Below are 16,546 nucleotides of genomic sequence, written 5' to 3'. Positions count from 1 at the left end.
CTGGAACGATAGCTCCGCTTACGCTTCCACCTGCGTCTTGTCCGGCTGTCCGGACTGCGCCTTCTTGTCCTTTGCGCGGAAGATCAGGGCGAGAACGGCACCGGAGAGGTTGTGCCAGACAGAGAACACAGCACCGGGCAGCGCAGCCAGCGGACTGAGGTAGCTCGCGGCCAAAGTGGCGGCCATTCCGGAGTTCTGCATGCCCACTTCCACTGCCATTGTGCGCGAAGCGGCCTCCGGTTGGCCGGTCACCTTGCCGGTGACGTAGCCAAGCGTGTAGCCGATGAGGTTGTGCAACGCGACGGCGAGCAGAACAATCAAACCCGCCTGGGCAAGCTTGTCGCGGGAGCCGGCCACAACGATCGCGACAATGGCGGCAATCGCGAGAACCGAAACCCATGGCAGTGCCGGCAGCAGCGCCGCGACAAAGCGCGGAGCAAGCAGACGCACCAGCAGGCCGAGGCCGATCGGCAAAATGACCATCTTCACGATCGACCATGCCATCGGTCCTGCACTGACATCCATATGCTGGCCCGCCAACCACAGGGTGAGCAAGGGAGTGAGAATCGGGGCGAGCAGTGTGGACACCGAGGTCATGGTCACCGACAAAGCGACGTCGCCGCGCGCCAGGTAGGAGACGACATTCGATGAGGTACCACCGGGCGCACATCCGACCAGGATCACGCCGGCAGCAATCTCCGGCGGCAGGCGAAGCGCCCACGTGAGCAGCACGGCGGCAAGAGGCATCATCACGAACTGCGCGACGACGCCCACCAGGACCGGCAGCGGCTTCTTCGCCACATACACGAAGTCCTTGCCCGTGAGGGTGAGCCCCATACCGAACATCACGATGCCGAGCAGCCACGTCGTCCAGCCAGAGATCGGCTCCACGACGCCCGGCGCGGCAAAGCCGATCACGCCGCCAGCAATCACCAGCAAGGGGAAGCCGAGGGTTGCGATGAACGCCGAGCGCTCTTCCGCACGACGGCTCTGGGCAAGATTCGTAGATTCCATAGTGCGGACTATAGCGCCCATACCATGAGACACATAAGCGGGGTCTACTCAGTCGACGCCCACACCTCCCGGTAGCTTGCAGCCAACGAGTCAACCGTCTCGTGCGCGTTCAATCCGCTCGGATTGCCCACCACCCACACGGGCGCGCCCGCGATCGTCTCGCTTTGCAGCCCGCGCTGCGCTTTCCTCCTCCCGAATGCGTCGCGGTACGCACCGACGCCCGCGAACATCACGGCCCCAGGGCGATGCTTATCGACGACACGCTTCAGTCTCTCCCCTCCCTCTATCAGCTCATCCTTTGTCAGATCAGAGGCCTTCGGCGTCATCCGGGCAACGAGGTTGGTGAAGCCGATCCCCCGCTCTGCGAGCATTACTGCGTCCTGCTCCGACAATCCTCCGCTCGCATTCACCCGGTACGGGGTGATGCCCGCTTTTTCGAGCGCTGGCCAGAATCGGTTGCCCGGGTGCGCGAACGGCGCGTCGACTTCCTCGGACAGAGCTCCGGGATTGATGCCCACGATGAGCAGACGGCAAGGGTCAGGAATTCGGTCGTGCATTTTTCCGACCTTAGCGCGGCATTCCGTCATTTCACTGCGGTCATGAGCGCTACATTGAACATATGTGGACTGATGAAGTGCAACAGCTCAAGCAGGAACGAAACGCTGTCATTCTGGCGCATAACTACCAGATCCCGGAGATCCAGGACATCGCGGACTTCACCGGCGACTCCCTAGCGCTGTCCCGCATTGCCGCTGGCACGGACGCAGACGTCATTGTCTTCTGCGGCGTGCACTTCATGGCGGAGAGCGCGAAGATTCTCAGCCCGGATAAGACAGTGCTCATTCCGGATGAGGCCGCCGGTTGTTCCCTAGCTGATTCAATCACCGCCGAGCAGCTGCGTGAGTGGAAGGCCGAGCACCCGGACGCTGTCGTGGTCAGCTACGTCAACACCACGGCGGATGTGAAGGCGCTGACCGATATCTGCTGCACGTCTTCCAACGCCGTCGACGTGGTGAACTCCATCGACCCGGACACGGAGATCCTCTTCTCTCCCGATCAATTCCTCGGCGCCCACGTCAAACGCGAGACCGGCCGCGAGAACATCCGGATCTGGGCCGGCGAGTGCCACGTTCACGCCGGTATCAACGGCAAGGAGCTCGCCGACCAAGCAGCCGCCCACCCGGACGCTCCGCTGTACATCCACCCGGAGTGCGGGTGCGCGAATTCCGCGATCTATCTGGCTGGCGAAGGGGTCATTGCTCCTGATCGCGTGCACATGCTCTCCACTGGCGGCATGCTCGACCAGGCGGATCACGACACGCAGGGAACTGTTCTCGTCGCCACCGAGGTCGGGATGCTGCACCAACTGCAGAAAAAGTCCCCGCTGGCAGACTTCCAACCTGTCAACCCCCAGGCCTCCTGCAAATACATGAAGATGATCACCCCGGAGAAGCTCGTGGCTAGTCTCCGGGACATGCGCGACGAAGTCACCGTGCCCGAGGACATCGCCGCGAAGGCACGCCAGTCGCTGGAGCGCATGATCGCCATCGGCAACCCGGGCAGCGGTGAGTGAAACCAGTGAATCCACCGCTGAATAAGGACACCACGCTGCGTCTCATCCGCCTCGGCCTCGAGGAAGATTTCGCGCACGGCCCCGATGCCACGACGCAGGCGACCGTCGACGCCGACGCCCACCTCACAGCTCACCTAGTCCCACGCCAACCCGGCGTGGTCGCGGGCCTCGACACGGTCGCGTGGACCATGCACGAGGTCTCCCCCGACATCCAGGTGGAAGTCCACGCATCCGACGGCGACCAGGTCGCACCGGGCGAGCGTCTCGGCACAGTCACCGGCCCGGCGCGTGCGGTCCTGTCGGCGGAACGCACGGCGTTGAATCTGCTCACCTACGCCAGTGGCATCGCCACCCACACGCACGAGTGGACCCACGAACTCGCCGGGACACGCGCTAAAGTCCGCGACTCGCGGAAGACCTTGCCCGGGTACCGCGACCTAGCCAAATACGCGGTGCGGTGCGGTGGCGGAGTCAACCACCGGATGAGCCTGGGAGACGCCGTGCTGATCAAAGACAACCATGTCGCCAGCGTCGGAACCGTCACAGAAGCTTATCGACGCACCACCGCCGCCTTCCCCGCTCTCCCCACCGAGATCGAAGTAGACGACCTCGTTCAGCTCGAAGAGGTCCTCGCGTTCTCCCCCGATCTGGTCATGCTGGATAATTTCGGGGTGGAGGCGACGCGGGAGGCCGTCGATAAGCGCAATGCCCTGTCTCCCGGGACGAAGCTAGAGTCCTCGGGCGGCCTCACGCTCGACCGCGCCCGCACCTATGCGGAGACCGGCGTCGACTTCCTGGCGGTCGGCGCGCTCACGCACTCGGTTGCCATCCTCGACATCGGACTGGACGCCGTACAGCAGTGATAGCCGCCGTCATGTATCGTGATCGGCGTTATGAATGATTTGAAATCCTCCCGAGCACCCGTTGTGCTCGGGCTTATTCTTTTATTCCTCGTCGCCGCCGCGCTGGTCTTTCCGCGCGTTGTCGACGCCACCACGACACCCGAAGAGTCCCAGGTGCCCGACAACCCTGTGGAGTTGGGCAGCATTGGCGTGCCCGACGAGAACGGCGGGCAGCTTGTGTGCAGCAACCCGTTGGGCTTCGCGGAAAGCACGAAGACGTGGGATTGCGATTCGACGCGCATTCTTGGCCGCTCCGAACCGGCACCCAACAACGCAGAGAAAGCCCTCGCCCGCTTCTACCGCAGAGTGACACTCGACCGGAACGTGGAAACCGGCAACGTCGAGTCCCCGCGTGAAGGCGTGCATGTGAAGCGCACCGAGGCAGACGCCGAACGCAATCTCGTGGCGGTCTCCATTGCCGACGGGCAGACCACCCGCTACTTCTCTTTCGGCGGGGACGACGCAGAAGAGCTCGCCCAGCGTTTGATCGACTCCGCTGACGTGAACACTGATAGTTCCGCTGACGATTCCGAGGAAACGGAGGGCGACTAGTGACCGACAAAATGAACCTCATCCTCCGCATCGCAGGAATGCTGATCCTCCTCGCCTCCGCTGTCTGGTCGGCTATCTACTTCAGCCAGCTCCCCTTCAACGCAACGACCGCGGCAATGAGCGCATTGCACGCGGCGCTGTGGTTACTGCTGGCGTGGCTTCTGCTGCGCAACCACCCGGGTCGCCCTGTTCATTCCTCTCCCGCCTTCATCTTCGCGGGGTTCGTCTCAGGTATGGCTCTGTGCGCCCCTTCAGTGACCACGAATGAATCCATCATCGCCTTCAAGGACTGGCTGGGCTTGGGCAGTTTGGGATTCACTCTGCTGACCCCCACAGCCGAGGAGTTATTCAAATTCGCCACGGTGTTCATCCTGAGCACCATGATCTTCCGCATCCGCCGCCCCATTGAGGCCGTGACCATCGCGATTGCCGTCGGTTTCGGCTTCGCGGCGCTGGAGAACGCCACCTACATCTTGAAAGCGGCGCTCGATAACCTCGACTCCGATGTCGAGGGCTCGCTCATGGGGTATGCCGCCCGGACCGTCCCTGGACCATGGGGCCACTCGCTCTACCTCGGTCTCTCGGCATGGGGCCTCGGCGTCTTTTTGTGCCGCACGGACAAATCCCTCGGCTGGCGCATCGGCCAACTGGTCATCTGGTACTTCCTCGGATTCGCCATTCACTCGATCTTCAACGCTTCAACCGAGCTACCCGGCGAGATCGCCCCGCTGGTGGCGTTGATCGCGGTCATTGCGTTCACCTGGATCGGCGGAATCTGGCTCTACCTACGCACCCGCAAGATCGGCCGCCGAGACATCGCGGAGACGACTGAGGGGACTGAAGTCGCCTCGCATGGAGCTTCCGCACCGACTGTTGAGGAAGCTTCAGCCCGAGAAGCCAGGCAGCGGTCTTAAGCTCGCAGCCGCGCCTCGAGCGCGGTCTTCACCTCGGGCCACTCGGTGTCCAGGATGGAGTAGACGCAGGTGTCGCGGACGAGGCCGCTTTTAAGGATCTTATGGCGTCGCAGCACTCCGTCGAGCTTAGCGCCGAGGCTCTCGATCGCGGCACGCGACTGCCGGTTCATGAAATGCGTGCGGATCTCGACGCGCAGGCACCCGAGGTCCTCGAAAGCGCGCTGGAGCAAGAGCAATTTCGTGGCCTTATTGAACGGGGCGCCTTGGGCGTCTTTGGTGATCCACGTCGACCCGATCTCGATGCTGCGGTTCGCAGGATCCGGGTGGAAGAACGTGGTCACGCCAATGGCGCTGCCGGCCGGGTCGACGATCGCCCACGGAGCGCGCTCACCTCGTTCGTGTTCTGCGAGGTAGTCCTCGATATAAGCCGGGACACCGTCAGCCGTGGGAATGTGGTCTTGGTACCACAGGTCCGACAGGTCCCCGACGCACTCCGCGAGAGCCTCCGCATGCTCGAGACTCAGCGGCTCCAGAGTGACCCACTGGTTGGACAAGACCGGGTTGTCGGAAAACTTCGCTTTCGTCTTCATCGCTGGCTCCTAAAGAACTCGACAGTGCGCGCCACGCCTTCGTCGAGGCTGACGGTGGGCTCCCACCCGAGAACCTCCCGTGCACGGGCATAAGACAAGGCGGAGCGGGGGACGTCGCCAAGCCGTGGCGGGAAATCCTGAGGCGCATCGGGCGCGCCGGCATGCTTCGCGACAAGGCTGTGCAACTCGCGGTCGGTCGTCTCCACAGACGTGCCGATATTGAAGCGCATCCCGTCGCCGCGCTCCCCCGCGGCCAGCGCGAATGCGCGCGCGACGTCGCCGACGTACACATAGTCGCGCGTGTTTGTGCCGCCGCCGAAGATCTTCGTCGGGCGTCCGTTCAAGAGGTTCTCCGAGAAAATCGCGACGACGCCTGCCTCTCCGTGCGGGTTCTGGCGCGGCCCGTACACGTTCGCGGGCGCGATGTAGCTCGCCTCCAGGCCGTACAAGTGGCGGTAGATGCCCAGGTACTGCTCGCCCGCCAGCTTGGACGCGGCGTACGGCGAGTGCGGGTCGACCGGGAAGGACTCATCGACGGGAAACTCGCTGGGCATTCCGTAAATCGAGCCGCCCGAGGTGGTGTGCACGACCTTGCGCACGCCCGCTCTCCGCGCGGCCTCTGCGACATTGATCGTGCCCACGATATTCGTTTGCGCGTCGAACACCGGGTCCTCGACGGACTTGCGCACGTCGATCTGCGCGGCAAGGTGAAAGATCACCTCAGGGGCGAGCTTATCGACGATCCCCTCGAGCTCCCCGCTCCTCACATCCCCCTCGACGAGCTCCACCGTCGGCTGGTGGACGAGGTTGTCCGAGCGGCCGCTCGACAAATCGTCCACGACCGCGACGTCGTGCCCTTCCCCGATGAGGAGATCGACGAGATGGGATCCGATGAAGCCGGCACCGCCGGTGACGAGAGTTCGCACGCGGTGATTCTAACCGACGGCTATCCGAACATGGACCGCGCCGTGCGGATGCGGCGCTCCGGCACGCGCTTCAGGTTCTCCACCGCGTCGCCGAGCGGGACGAGCGTGATGTCCTCGCCGCGCAACGCAACCGTCGTGCCGAAGTTGCCCTCGTGCGCCGCGCGCGCCGCGTGCACGCCGTAACGGGTCGCCAGCACCCGGTCGTACGCCGTCGGCGTGCCGCCGCGCTGCGTGTGGCCCAGCACCGTCGTGCGCACGTCATAGCCCAGGCGGCGGTGAATCTCGTCGCCGATGATCTGGCCCATGCCCGTGAACGTCTTGTGGCCGAATTCGTCCTCTTCGCCCAAGCCTGCGTCCATCGTGCCTTCCTTCGGCACGGCGCCCTCGGCGACCACGATGATGCCGTACTTCTCCCCCATCTGGAAGCGGCGCTCCATCGCCTTGCAGATGTCCTCGATGTCGAAGGGATCCTCCGGAATCACCGTGTAGTGGGCGCCGCCGGCCATGCCGGCGTGTAGGGCGATCCAGCCGACGTGGCGGCCCATCACCTCGACGATGAGGATGCGGTTGTGCGATTCCGCCGTGGTGTGGAGACGGTCGATCGCGTCGGTGGCCACCGACACTGCGGTGTCGAAACCGAAGGTGTAGTCCGTTGCGTTGACGTCGTTGTCGATCGTCTTCGGCACGCCCACCACCGGGATGCCGTTATCGGAGAGCCATTTCGCGCCCTTGAGCGTGCCCTCGCCGCCGATCGGGATCAGCGCGTCGATGCCCGCGTCGTCGAGGTTCGCCTTGATCTGGTCGAGGCCCGCCTTGAACTTGTCTGGGTGCAAACGGCCCGTGCCCAAGATGGTGCCGCCGCGCAGCAGGATCGAATCGATGAACGCGTCGTCGTACAGGTCCGTGCGCAGGTCGTCCATGAGCCCCACCCAACCGTCCTGGTAACCGACGACCGTGGACCCGAATTCCGAGCTAGCGGTGCGGACGATGGCGCGGATGACAGCATTGAGTCCGGGGCAGTCGCCGCCGGAGGTGAGAGTGGCAAGACGCATGTGTCCCAGACTAGCGCGATTAAACGTTGCTGTCCGACGCTCCGGACGAGGCGTGATTGCGGGCGCGCAGCGGCACCGACGCCGCGGCGCCGACGAGCATCGCTACGGTTGGGAGCGCGATCGCCCACCCGGCGGTGTCCTCGATCTCTCCTCCCGCCAGCACCAAGCCGACCAGCGCGACACCGAGCACGCTGCCCACCTGCCGCGCCGTGTTGTAGAGCCCCGAGGCGGCGCCGGTCTGGTGCTCCGCGATGCCGCGCATGGTCACCGCCGCGTTCGGCGCCCACACGAATGCCCCGCCGATGCCGAGCAGCGACGTGACGCCCATGAACCACCACACTCCGGCTGAGGCTTCAATCAGCGCGATCGCGAGTCCCAGGCCCGCCGCGCAGACCGTGAATCCGGCGACGCAAAGCTTGCCCGGGTCGCGCCGGTCCGTCAGGTACCCGGCGACCGGGGTGAGCACGAGCGCGAACACTGACATCGGCGCAGTAATCACACCCGAGGCGGTTGGGGACGCGCCCGCGACTGTTTGCAGCCAGTACATCAGCGGAATGAACATCGACGCGACGGTGAAGCCCATCGCCGCCACCCCAACGGCACCGAGGGCGAACGACCGGTCGCGCATGAGCTCCACCGGCAAGAATCCGTGGTCCTCACCGTTGTGCGCGGCCACGACGAGCGAAGCGAGCAGCACTATGCCCAGCACGAGCGCGAGCCACTGGCCGAACTGGATGCCGTAGACTAGGCAGCCGAGCCCGCCGAACGACAGCAGCACAGGAAGCAGGTAGAGGCGCTGCTCCCCCGCCGGGAGCTTCGGTAGTGCGAACAGTCCCGCAATCAGCGCCGCCCCACCGAGCCCAGCCTGCACGAAGAATGCAGTGCGCCACCCGGAGAACTCAGCGATCGCGCCGCCGGCGACGGGGCCGATGAGCGAGGCGACCGACCCAATCACGCCCCACACCGCGAATGCGCGGCCTTGGGTGTCCTCGCTGAAGACACGCGGGATGAGCCCGAACGCCTGGGGCAAAAAGACCGCGGCACCGAAGCCCTGCAGACCGCGCGCAACGACGAGCGAGCCGAACGACCATGACGTTCCCGCGAAGACGAGAGCTGCGACATAGATCGCGAGTCCAACCAGAAAGACGCAACGCTGGCCGTAGGCGTCGCCCAGCCGGCCCGTTGCCGGCATGGGCGCGACGGTGCACAGCAAGTACACGCTCGTGAGCCACACCGCGTTGCCCACGTCGAACGGCAACAGCGGGGTGATCACGGGCATGAAGCCCTGGTCGATCAGAACCAGAAAATACCCCGCAGCGAGCGCTGCGAGGGTATTCCAGGGATTAACGGCGGGCTTCAAAAGCTGCGGCCACGCGGTAGAGGCGCTCATCGGCGAATGCCGGTGCGATGAGCTGCAGTCCGACGGGCAGACCGGTGTCGGCCGCGGTGCCCGCCGGAACGGACATGCCCGGCAGGCCAGCCAGGTTCAGCGGCAGCGTGAACAGGTCGAAGTTGTACATCGCCAGCGGGTCGTCGACCTTGTCCCCCAGCTTGAACGCCGTGGTCGGAGTAGCCGGACCGGCAATAATGTCGACCTGCTCGAAGGCCTTGCCGAAGTCCTGCGCCACGAGCGTGCGGATACGCTGCGCCTGCAGGTAATACGCGTCGTAGTAGCCGACGGACAGGGCGTAGGTGCCCAGAATGACGCGACGCTTGACCTCGTCGCCGAAGCCCTCGCCGCGGGTCAGAGCCATGACCTCCTCGGCGGAGTGCTTTCCGTCGTCGCCGACGCGCTGGCCGTACCGCATGCCGTCGAAACGCGCGAGGTTCGAGCTGACCTCGGAGGTCTGGATCAGGTAGTACGCGCCCATGACGTGCGCGAAATTAGGGCAATCGACCTCGACGATCTCCGCGCCCTGGGATTCGAGCTGAGCGATCGCCTTATCGACGGCCTCCGCCACCCCAGCCTGAGTTCCCTCGCCGCCGAACTGCTTCACTCGGCCGACCTTGACGCCGGTGAGGTCGCCGGACGCGCCCTGCTTCGCAGCCTCGACAACCGAGCTGACCTCGCGGTCGACGCTGGTCGCGTCGAATTCGTCGTGGCCGGCGATAACCTCGTGGAGCAGCGCGGTGTCCAGCACGTTATTCGCGCACGGGCCGCACTGGTCGAGCGAGGACGCGTTGGCGATCATGCCGTAGCGGGAGACCGCGCCGTAGGTGGGCTTCACACCGACGGTGCCGGTCAGCGACGCCGGCTCGCGAATCGAGCCGCCCGTGTCGGTGCCAATACCCAAGGGAGCCTGACCCGCGGCAAGCGCCGCCGCGGTGCCGCCGCCCGAACCGCCCGGGGTGCGGTCCAGGTCGTGCGGGTTGCGGGTGACCTTGTAAGCGGAGTTCTCCGTTGACGAACCCATGGCGAACTCGTCCAGGTTCGTCTTGCCCAGAATCGGGATGCCCGCCTCACGGATCTTGGTCACGATCGTCGCGTCGTACGGGCTCATGTAGCCCTCGAGCATCTTCGACGCTGCCGTGGTCGGCGCGTCGGTGGTGACGAAGAGATCCTTCAGCGCCAGCGGCACGCCGGCTAGCGGGGACGCCGGGGCCTCGCCAGCCTTCACGGCGGCGTCGACCTCGTCAGCCGTCTTCAGTGCTTCCTCCGCACCGACGTGTAGGAAGGCGCCGATGGTCTCGTCGATCTCCGCGATACGGTCCAGGAATGCCTGCGTGACCTCGCGGGAGGTCACCTCGCCGGCCTGAATTTTCTCCGCCAGCACGTGGGCCGGCAGGCTGGTAAGCCCTTCTGCGGGAATGGTGTAGTCGGCCATTAGTCTTCCTCCCCCAGGATCTGCGGAACCATGAAGCGGTCGTCCTCCACCTCAGGCGCCTGGTCGAGGGCCTGCGCCTGGGTGAGGGTGGTGCGCTCGACATCGTCACGCATTGCCGCTTCCACGCTGTGCGGGTGACTCATCGGCTCAACGCCTTCGGTGTCCACTGCCTGCACTGCGGAGACGGCCTCCACGATGGTGTCCAGCTGTCCTGCCAGCTGGTCCAGCTCCTCGTCGCTGACGGCGATGCGCGCCAACCGCGCGATGCCTGCGACCTCCTCGCGGGAGATTCCTGAGGCTTCAGCCACGTTGTCCCACCTTCTTAAAATCCTTGGGTTCCGGTTAACGGGCCTTATCTTACGTCACGCCACGAGACTCACCCGCGAGCGGTAAGGCGCACCGGCAGAGACGCCCAGCCACCCACCGGATAGACCTCGCGCTCGCCCTCGCCGGCGCGGGACAGATCCACGGCAGCGCACAATTCTTCCGTGAACGCCTGCAGCTCAATCACCGACAATTCCTTGCCCGGGCAGGCGTGCGGGCCGGCGCCCCACACCAGATTGTCCGTAGCGTTGGCCTCCGGATCGAAGCCGTCGATGTCGGCGAAGGTGTCCGGGTCGCGGTTGGCGGCCGTCCAGTGGATGCGCACCTTCTGGCCCTCCGGCAGCTCGACATCACCGAGGGAGACTGGGCACGTGGTCACTCGGCGGTTGCTCACGAACGGGGAGTCCGCGCGCAGGATCTCGTCGGCGATCGCCGTGAACTCGGCACGGGAGACTCCCTGGGCCAAACGGTCCTTCAGCTCCGGGTGCTCGATCAGCGCGTCGATAATGACGCCGATGCAGTACGCCATGGAGCTCAGATCTCCGGCCGTCCAGTTGCGCAGCACGGAGACAATCTCTTCGAATTCCAGCGGGCGGCCGAGACTTTCGTCGCGCACGAGGCGCGACGTGACCGAATCATCGGGGTTTACGAGCAACGGCGCGACGACAGAGCGGATGATGTCGTCAAAACGCTCCGCGACCGCAGCTGTGCGCTCAAGCTGTCCGGAACGCGACGCCGCGTTATTGTCCGCGACCCAGGCAACGAGCTCGTCGTTGATGTCTTCCGGCCAGCCCAGCCATGCCGTCATCGCGCGCACGGCGTACTGCGCGCCGATGTCGCCGACCGCGTCAACGGTCTCTTTCGCAGCCGCGTCACGGACGATCTCGCGGGCCAGCTCACGGAAGTCCGGCTCCAAATGTTCGACTGCCGGCGCGTCGAGGTAGCGCTCGATCATCGCGCGGACCTTCGCGTGCTCCTCACCGTCGAGCCCGTTGGGCAGCTGCATGAATCGCGACACTGCGGACGAGTAACGCCGCGGGTCTTCCGCGACTTCGCGGGCGAGGTCGTGGCCGGCGACAACGACCTCGTCGCCGTCTTTCGCCACCTTCGCTCCGTCGCGGAGGAGGCTGTCTCCGTATGTGCGGGGTTCAGTTCCTGCGAGCGCGGCGTTCTGTAGTTCTTCAGTGCGCATGCGATACCTCCTGTCGAATTTCATTCGGTTCGTTTCCCCATGTTACGCCCGCTCGGACACCTCGAATTGCTATAAATAAGGCCATGTCCTACCTGATCCGCGTCGTCCTCCCCGACACCCCCGGCAGCCTCGGCGAGCTCGCCGAGGCCTTCGGCATGGTTGACGCGAACATCAAGTCCGTCGACATCGTCGAAAGCACGTTCGCCGACGAAAAGGCGGTGGTCACCGACGACATCGTGGTCGAGCTGCCCTCCGGCACCATGGCCGATTCGCTCATCACCGCTGCCGCCTCCGTCGACGGCGTCGAGGTCGATTCGATCCGCCCGTTCACCGGCCGCGTCGACCGCCGAGAACAGGTCCAGATGCTCGCCCGCGTCGCCCACCAAGTCCACGACCTCCCCTCCGCGATGCAGGAGCTCGTCTCCGTCATGCCGCTCGCCTTGACCTCCTCGTGGGCCGTTGTCCTCCGCGAAACGGGCCACGGCAGCGAGCGTGTCGCCGCGTCCCAGGCAGCACCGGGAGATGACGGTTCCGCGCCCGTGCTTATCGACGTCTCCCAAGCCCGCATCCTCCGCGACGACACCGACACGTGGGTGCCCGAATCCTGGTGGCTCCTCGATTCCACCTTGACCGTCACTCCCCTGGGCACGACCGGCCTGTACATGGTGGTCGGCCGCACTGGAGGCCCCGATTTCCTCGCCTCCGAAGTCGCCCACATTGGCGATCTCGGCGCTATCGTTGGCGCCCTCGTCAGCTAGATCCTTCCAATCCCCGCACCCCGCGCGCTTCGGCGCGCTTTTTCTTTTGTCCGCTCGACAGAACTCGAATAATTCTGTATTTCTAGAGTTATGACCCAGCACCATTCCACACGTACTGAAACTGCTTCAGCTTTCAAAGAACGTTTGGAGGATCTCGAAGCCCGGGTCGCCGCCCTCGAATCCACCCACGCCACGTCAACTTCGGGCGATTTCTGGGTCGTCGACCACATCAAGTCCGCGAACTCTTTCCAGTCCGGCACGGACCAGGGCTCCGTCGCGTTCGGTGGTGCTGTGACGCTCGGCGGCCGCGAGTATGCGTACCAGTGGGAGCGCAGCACCGAGTTCCTCGCCGGCCGTGAGTGGGACGAGTACATCGACCGCATCGCCGCGATCGCCCACCCCGTGCGCGCGGCGATCCTGCGTCGGCTCCTGTCCGCGCCTACAACGGTGGCGGAGCTGGTCGAAGAATCTGTCGTCAGTTCCACCGGCACCGGTTACCACCACATCGGCGCACTGCACGACGCAGGGTGGATCAGCAAACTCGACGGCCGATACGAAATCCGACCTTCCCGTGTCATTCCCCTGTTGACCATCATCGCTTCTGGAGAGGACCATTAATGCGCCAGCAGAATATTCTCCGCACCGCGGTAGGTGTCGTCGCCGCCCTGGCGACGCTCGCGCTGCTGCTCTATTTCGGCCCCCGCCCCATCGCTTCCGCGACTTTTCACACCGGCGACGATGAGGTCGCCTCGATACTCGAAACCCACGCCCCTAACGGGTACAACGAAATTGCCGGATTCATCTACGACGGCGGCGAAGTCCGCTTCGGCGGCCTGGGCGCCGACGAGAACACCGAATTCGAAATCGGCTCTCTCACCAAGACCTTCAATGGAGAGCTCGCACGCCAGCAGATCGAAGAAGGCTTGCTGCAGCTCGACACTCAAGTTCAGGAGATTATCGACGCCGACGGCACCCCCGTCGCCGATGTCACCATCGAGGAACTTCTCAACCACACCTCCGGCCTCTCCCGGTTGGAGGGCATCGGTTTCGGCCGCGCGATCTTCACGAATTTCCGCGACGGCGGCAACCCGTACCGCAAGGACACTGACGAGGTCATCTTCGACATCGCTAGAACCGCCGAGCTGAAAGACCGCGGTGAAAGAAACTACTCGAATTTCGGCGCCGCCCTTCTCGGGCAGCTGCTCGCAGTGAACGACGATATGTCATACGAGAACCTGCTGCGCGCACGCATCCTCAAGCCCGCCGGAATGGAGTCGACCTTTCTCGCCACACCACGCACCGTCAACGGTCACCCACGGGGACTCACTTTGTCAGGCCGCCCAGCCGAACGCTGGGACATGATGGGCTGGGCTCCCGCCGGCGCGATCCGTTCCACTCCTCACGACATGGCCAAATATGTGGACTGGGTAGCCGAACACGGCGGCCCAGATCTGGCCTGGTCCAACTTCGAGGAAGACGGCACCACGTACACCTTCCACAACGGCGGCACGGGCGGGTACAGCACCATGCTCGTCTGGGACCCAGATTCGGAAAAGCCCCGCGCCGCATTCGTCGCTAATTCAAGCGAAGCGTCCGTCGACGATCTCGGCGTCGAGCTTGTGAAGGGAGTCTAAGCATGATTAGTCTATTTATCCTCGTCGTCATTCTCGCCTGCGGCACCTATGTAGCGTTTCGCCCGAAGACCAGCCGTGTGCTCGGGCTTGTCGACGCCGCCTTCTCCGCCCTCATCGTCGTTCTTGTCGCACGCGCAATGAGCTGGAATGACGGACTTCCAGTCTTTGTCTGGTGGTTGCTGGCCGCATGGGCCGCTGCCCTTGTGGGCATCCAGACTTCACGCTTGCTCGCTAAAACAGGCTAAGCCTCGCCGGTTTCCAGAAGCTGCTCGAACTGGGCCTCGTCCAAAATCGTGATGCCTAGGTCGCGCGCCTTTTGTTCCTTGGAACCGGCATTCTCGCCGACGACGACGTAGTCGGTCTTTTTCGACACTGAACCCGACGCCTTTCCGCCGCGCGACAGGATCGCTTCCTTGGCGCTGTCGCGGGAGAAGTTCTCCAGCGTGCCGGTGACCACGACGGTCAGGCCCTCAAGCGTTTGGGGTGCCGCGTCTTCCGCGGAATCCTCCATGGTCACGCCGGCAGCGGCCCACTTGTCGACGATCTCCACGTGCCAGTCGACCTCGAACCAGTCCTTGAAGGACTCTGCGATGATCGTGCCCACACCGTCGGTCTCTGCCAGTTCCTCCACTGAGGCTGCGCGTAGCGCGTCCATGGATGTGTAGCGCGCAGCCAACGCGCGGGCTGCGGTGGGACCCACGTGGCGGATGGACAACGCGACGAGCACCCGCCACAAGTCGGTAGCTTTGCGCTCCTGCAAGTTATTCAGCAGCTTCTTGCCCGACGCATTGATCTGCCCGTCTTTTCTCGTGTACGTAGACGACTTTTCTAAGTCGTCGGAGGACAGCGAGAAAAGGGTGGATTCGTCGATAAGCACGCCTGAAGCGATGAGGTCGTGCGCGCCCTTTTCACCGAGTGCTTCGATGTCGAATGCGCCGCGCGAGGCGATGTACTCCAGCCGCGCGCCGAGCTGCGCCGGACACGAGCGGGTGTTCGGGCAACGCCAGTCCGCGTCGCCTTCCTTCGCGGGTGCGAGCTCCGTGCCGCACGCCGGGCAGTCCTTCGGGAAGACGAATTCGCGCTCGGTGCCGTCGCGCAGATCCGCGACGGGGCCCAGCACCTCCGGGATGATCTCGCCGGCCTTGCGCACAACGACCGTGTCACCGATGAGCACGCCCTTGCGCTTGACCTCCGTCTGGTTGTGGAGCGTGGCCATCGAGACCGTCGAACCGGAGACGAACACCGGCTCCATGACCGCATACGGCGTCGCGCGGCCCGTGCGCCCGATGGAGACCTCGATATCCAGCAGCTTCGTGGTCACTTCCTCCGGCGGGTACTTGTACGCAATCGCCCAACGTGGCGCACGCGAGGTGAAGCCGAGCTGGCGCTGCTCCGCGATGTCGTCGACCTTGATAACCACGCCGTCCATCTCGTGGATGGCGTCGTGGCGGTGGTCCGCCCAGTAGCTCACCGCGTCCTGGACCTCTTCGGCGGTCTCTGCGCGCTTCGTGTATTCGCTGACCGGCAGGCCCCACGAGGCGAGCTTCTCGTACGCGTCGTGCTGCGAGTCGAACTCGACTCCCTCACGCGCGCCGATGCCGTGGCAGATCATGCGCAGCTTGCGCTTGCGCACGGCCTCCGGGTCCTTCTGCCGCAACCCGCCGGCGGCCGTGTTGCGCGGGTTCGCGAACGGTCTGCCGCCCTCTTTTTGGCGCAGCTCGTTGAGCTCCGGGAAGTCCTCCGGGCGGATGAACACTTCGCCGCGGACCTCCACGAGAGCAGGTACGTCGCCTGTCAGCTCGTGCGGGATGTCCTCGATGACCTTCGCGTTGGCCGTGATGTCCTCGCCCACGCGGCCGTCGCCGCGAGTCGCGGCACGCACGAGTGCGCCGTTCTCGTACACGAGGTCGATAGACAGCCCGTCGATCTTCAGCTCCGTCAGGTACGGCCCCGGCGTCTTCGCTAACCATTCCGCGAGCTCTTCGGCTGAGAACACGTTATCCAAGCTCGTCATCGGCTCGAGGTGCTCCACGTCCGCGAACGCTGTATTTTCCGTCGGTGCGCCCACTTCTTTGGTCGGCGAATCCGGCACCGCCAGCTCCGGATGTTCCTCCTCGAGTTTCTGCAGCGCGCGGAACATCTCGTCGAATTCCGCGTCGGTGATCACCGGGTCGCCGTTGTAGTACAGGTCCCGGTGGTGCCGGACCTCCTTGGCCAAGTCCGTCCACTTACGCAGCAGGTCCTTGTCCACAGTGCCGTCGGTCGCAGGGGCGTTGTTCTCAGTCACAGG

The 16,546-nt window shown here is 64.6% G+C and carries 18 protein-coding genes; 8 read left to right on the top strand and 10 right to left on the bottom strand.

The genetic code is table 11. From position 1 onward, the window contains the following. Nucleotides 1-18 precede the first annotated feature (18 nt). Complete coding sequence (locus tag CAPP_RS05070; protein WP_076598420.1) at nucleotides 19-1,014, bottom strand: bile acid:sodium symporter family protein; 996 nt, start codon at nucleotides 1,012-1,014, stop codon at nucleotides 19-21. A gap of 44 nt (nucleotides 1,015-1,058) precedes the next feature. Next, nucleotides 1,059-1,571 (bottom strand): mismatch-specific DNA-glycosylase, encoded by a 513-nt coding sequence (locus CAPP_RS05065; protein WP_084560468.1) that lies wholly within the window; start codon nucleotides 1,569-1,571, stop codon nucleotides 1,059-1,061. Between the two features lie 62 nt (nucleotides 1,572-1,633). Between CAPP_RS05065 and nadA the strand changes: the two genes are divergently transcribed. From nadA to CAPP_RS05045, 4 genes are read left to right on the top strand one after another with little or no spacing between them, the layout of a single operon-like run. Beyond that, nucleotides 1,634-2,587 carry a quinolinate synthase NadA gene (nadA, locus tag CAPP_RS05060; protein ID WP_143313821.1) on the top strand — a complete coding sequence of 318 codons (954 nt, stop codon included), beginning with the start codon at nucleotides 1,634-1,636 and terminating at the stop codon, nucleotides 2,585-2,587. 5 nt (nucleotides 2,588-2,592) lie between these two features. Then, a complete protein-coding gene (gene nadC, locus CAPP_RS05055) occupies nucleotides 2,593-3,450 on the top strand; it encodes a carboxylating nicotinate-nucleotide diphosphorylase (RefSeq protein WP_076598417.1) in 858 nt (285 codons plus the stop codon). Nucleotides 3,451-3,480: 30 nt separating this feature from the next. Then, nucleotides 3,481-4,041 carry a hypothetical protein gene (locus tag CAPP_RS05050; RefSeq protein WP_143313820.1) on the top strand — a complete coding sequence of 187 codons (561 nt, stop codon included), beginning with the start codon at nucleotides 3,481-3,483 and terminating at the stop codon, nucleotides 4,039-4,041. Further along, complete coding sequence (locus CAPP_RS05045) at nucleotides 4,041-4,955, top strand: PrsW family glutamic-type intramembrane protease (protein ID WP_076598415.1); 915 nt, start codon at nucleotides 4,041-4,043, stop codon at nucleotides 4,953-4,955. The genes CAPP_RS05050 and CAPP_RS05045 overlap by 1 nt, the downstream gene beginning before the upstream one ends. Here CAPP_RS05045 and CAPP_RS05040 read toward each other — a convergent pair. The 7 genes from CAPP_RS05040 to CAPP_RS05010 form a co-directional block, all read right to left on the bottom strand. After that, entirely contained in the window at nucleotides 4,952-5,545 is a 594-nt protein-coding gene (locus CAPP_RS05040; protein WP_076598414.1) for a GNAT family N-acetyltransferase, read from the bottom strand. The two genes, CAPP_RS05045 and CAPP_RS05040, sit on opposite strands and share 4 nt — an antisense overlap. Next, nucleotides 5,542-6,471 carry an NAD-dependent epimerase/dehydratase family protein gene (locus CAPP_RS05035; protein ID WP_076598413.1) on the bottom strand — a complete coding sequence of 310 codons (930 nt, stop codon included), beginning with the start codon at nucleotides 6,469-6,471 and terminating at the stop codon, nucleotides 5,542-5,544. The genes CAPP_RS05040 and CAPP_RS05035 overlap by 4 nt, the downstream gene beginning before the upstream one ends. Nucleotides 6,472-6,491: 20 nt before the next feature. After that, nucleotides 6,492-7,523 carry a 6-phosphofructokinase gene (locus tag CAPP_RS05030; protein WP_076598412.1) on the bottom strand — a complete coding sequence of 344 codons (1,032 nt, stop codon included), beginning with the start codon at nucleotides 7,521-7,523 and terminating at the stop codon, nucleotides 6,492-6,494. A gap of 19 nt (nucleotides 7,524-7,542) precedes the next feature. After that, nucleotides 7,543-8,913, bottom strand: coding sequence for an MFS transporter (locus tag CAPP_RS05025; RefSeq protein WP_076598411.1), 1,371 nt, complete (start codon nucleotides 8,911-8,913; stop codon nucleotides 7,543-7,545). Beyond that, complete coding sequence (gene gatA, locus CAPP_RS05020) at nucleotides 8,867-10,348, bottom strand: Asp-tRNA(Asn)/Glu-tRNA(Gln) amidotransferase subunit GatA (RefSeq protein WP_076598410.1); 1,482 nt, start codon at nucleotides 10,346-10,348, stop codon at nucleotides 8,867-8,869. The genes CAPP_RS05025 and gatA overlap by 47 nt, the downstream gene beginning before the upstream one ends. Continuing rightward, on the bottom strand, nucleotides 10,348-10,656 hold the full coding sequence (gatC, locus tag CAPP_RS05015) for an Asp-tRNA(Asn)/Glu-tRNA(Gln) amidotransferase subunit GatC (protein ID WP_076598409.1): 309 nt from the start codon (nucleotides 10,654-10,656) through the stop codon (nucleotides 10,348-10,350). The genes gatA and gatC overlap by 1 nt, the downstream gene beginning before the upstream one ends. Before the next feature lie 68 nt (nucleotides 10,657-10,724). Then, nucleotides 10,725-11,864 carry a cytochrome P450 gene (locus CAPP_RS05010; RefSeq protein ID WP_076598408.1) on the bottom strand — a complete coding sequence of 380 codons (1,140 nt, stop codon included), beginning with the start codon at nucleotides 11,862-11,864 and terminating at the stop codon, nucleotides 10,725-10,727. Nucleotides 11,865-11,947: 83 nt separating this feature from the next. Between CAPP_RS05010 and CAPP_RS05005 the strand changes: the two genes are divergently transcribed. From CAPP_RS05005 to CAPP_RS04990, 4 genes are all read left to right on the top strand, one after another. Beyond that, nucleotides 11,948-12,622: an ACT domain-containing protein gene (locus tag CAPP_RS05005; protein WP_076598407.1), complete on the top strand. Its 675-nt coding sequence runs from the start codon at nucleotides 11,948-11,950 to the stop codon at nucleotides 12,620-12,622. 90 nt (nucleotides 12,623-12,712) lie between these two features. Further along, entirely contained in the window at nucleotides 12,713-13,240 is a 528-nt protein-coding gene (locus CAPP_RS05000) for an ArsR/SmtB family transcription factor (protein ID WP_076598406.1), read from the top strand. Beyond that, nucleotides 13,240-14,256 (top strand): serine hydrolase domain-containing protein, encoded by a 1,017-nt coding sequence (locus CAPP_RS04995; protein WP_076598405.1) that lies wholly within the window; start codon nucleotides 13,240-13,242, stop codon nucleotides 14,254-14,256. The genes CAPP_RS05000 and CAPP_RS04995 overlap by 1 nt, the downstream gene beginning before the upstream one ends. A gap of 2 nt (nucleotides 14,257-14,258) precedes the next feature. Then, nucleotides 14,259-14,501, top strand: coding sequence for a hypothetical protein (locus tag CAPP_RS04990; RefSeq protein WP_076598404.1), 243 nt, complete (start codon nucleotides 14,259-14,261; stop codon nucleotides 14,499-14,501). Here the strand turns inward: CAPP_RS04990 and ligA are convergent. Continuing rightward, nucleotides 14,498-16,543 carry an NAD-dependent DNA ligase LigA gene (ligA, locus tag CAPP_RS04985; protein ID WP_412459483.1) on the bottom strand — a complete coding sequence of 682 codons (2,046 nt, stop codon included), beginning with the start codon at nucleotides 16,541-16,543 and terminating at the stop codon, nucleotides 14,498-14,500. The genes CAPP_RS04990 and ligA overlap by 4 nt on opposite strands. Nucleotides 16,544-16,546 lie beyond the last annotated feature (3 nt).

Origin of the sequence: Corynebacterium appendicis CIP 107643 (assembly GCF_030408415.1) — a bacterium.
In the GTDB taxonomy this organism is placed as follows: domain Bacteria; phylum Actinomycetota; class Actinomycetes; order Mycobacteriales; family Mycobacteriaceae; genus Corynebacterium; species Corynebacterium appendicis.
The sequence above is the reverse complement of the archived record's forward strand: the minus strand, read 5'-3'. Positions and strand labels throughout refer to the sequence as shown.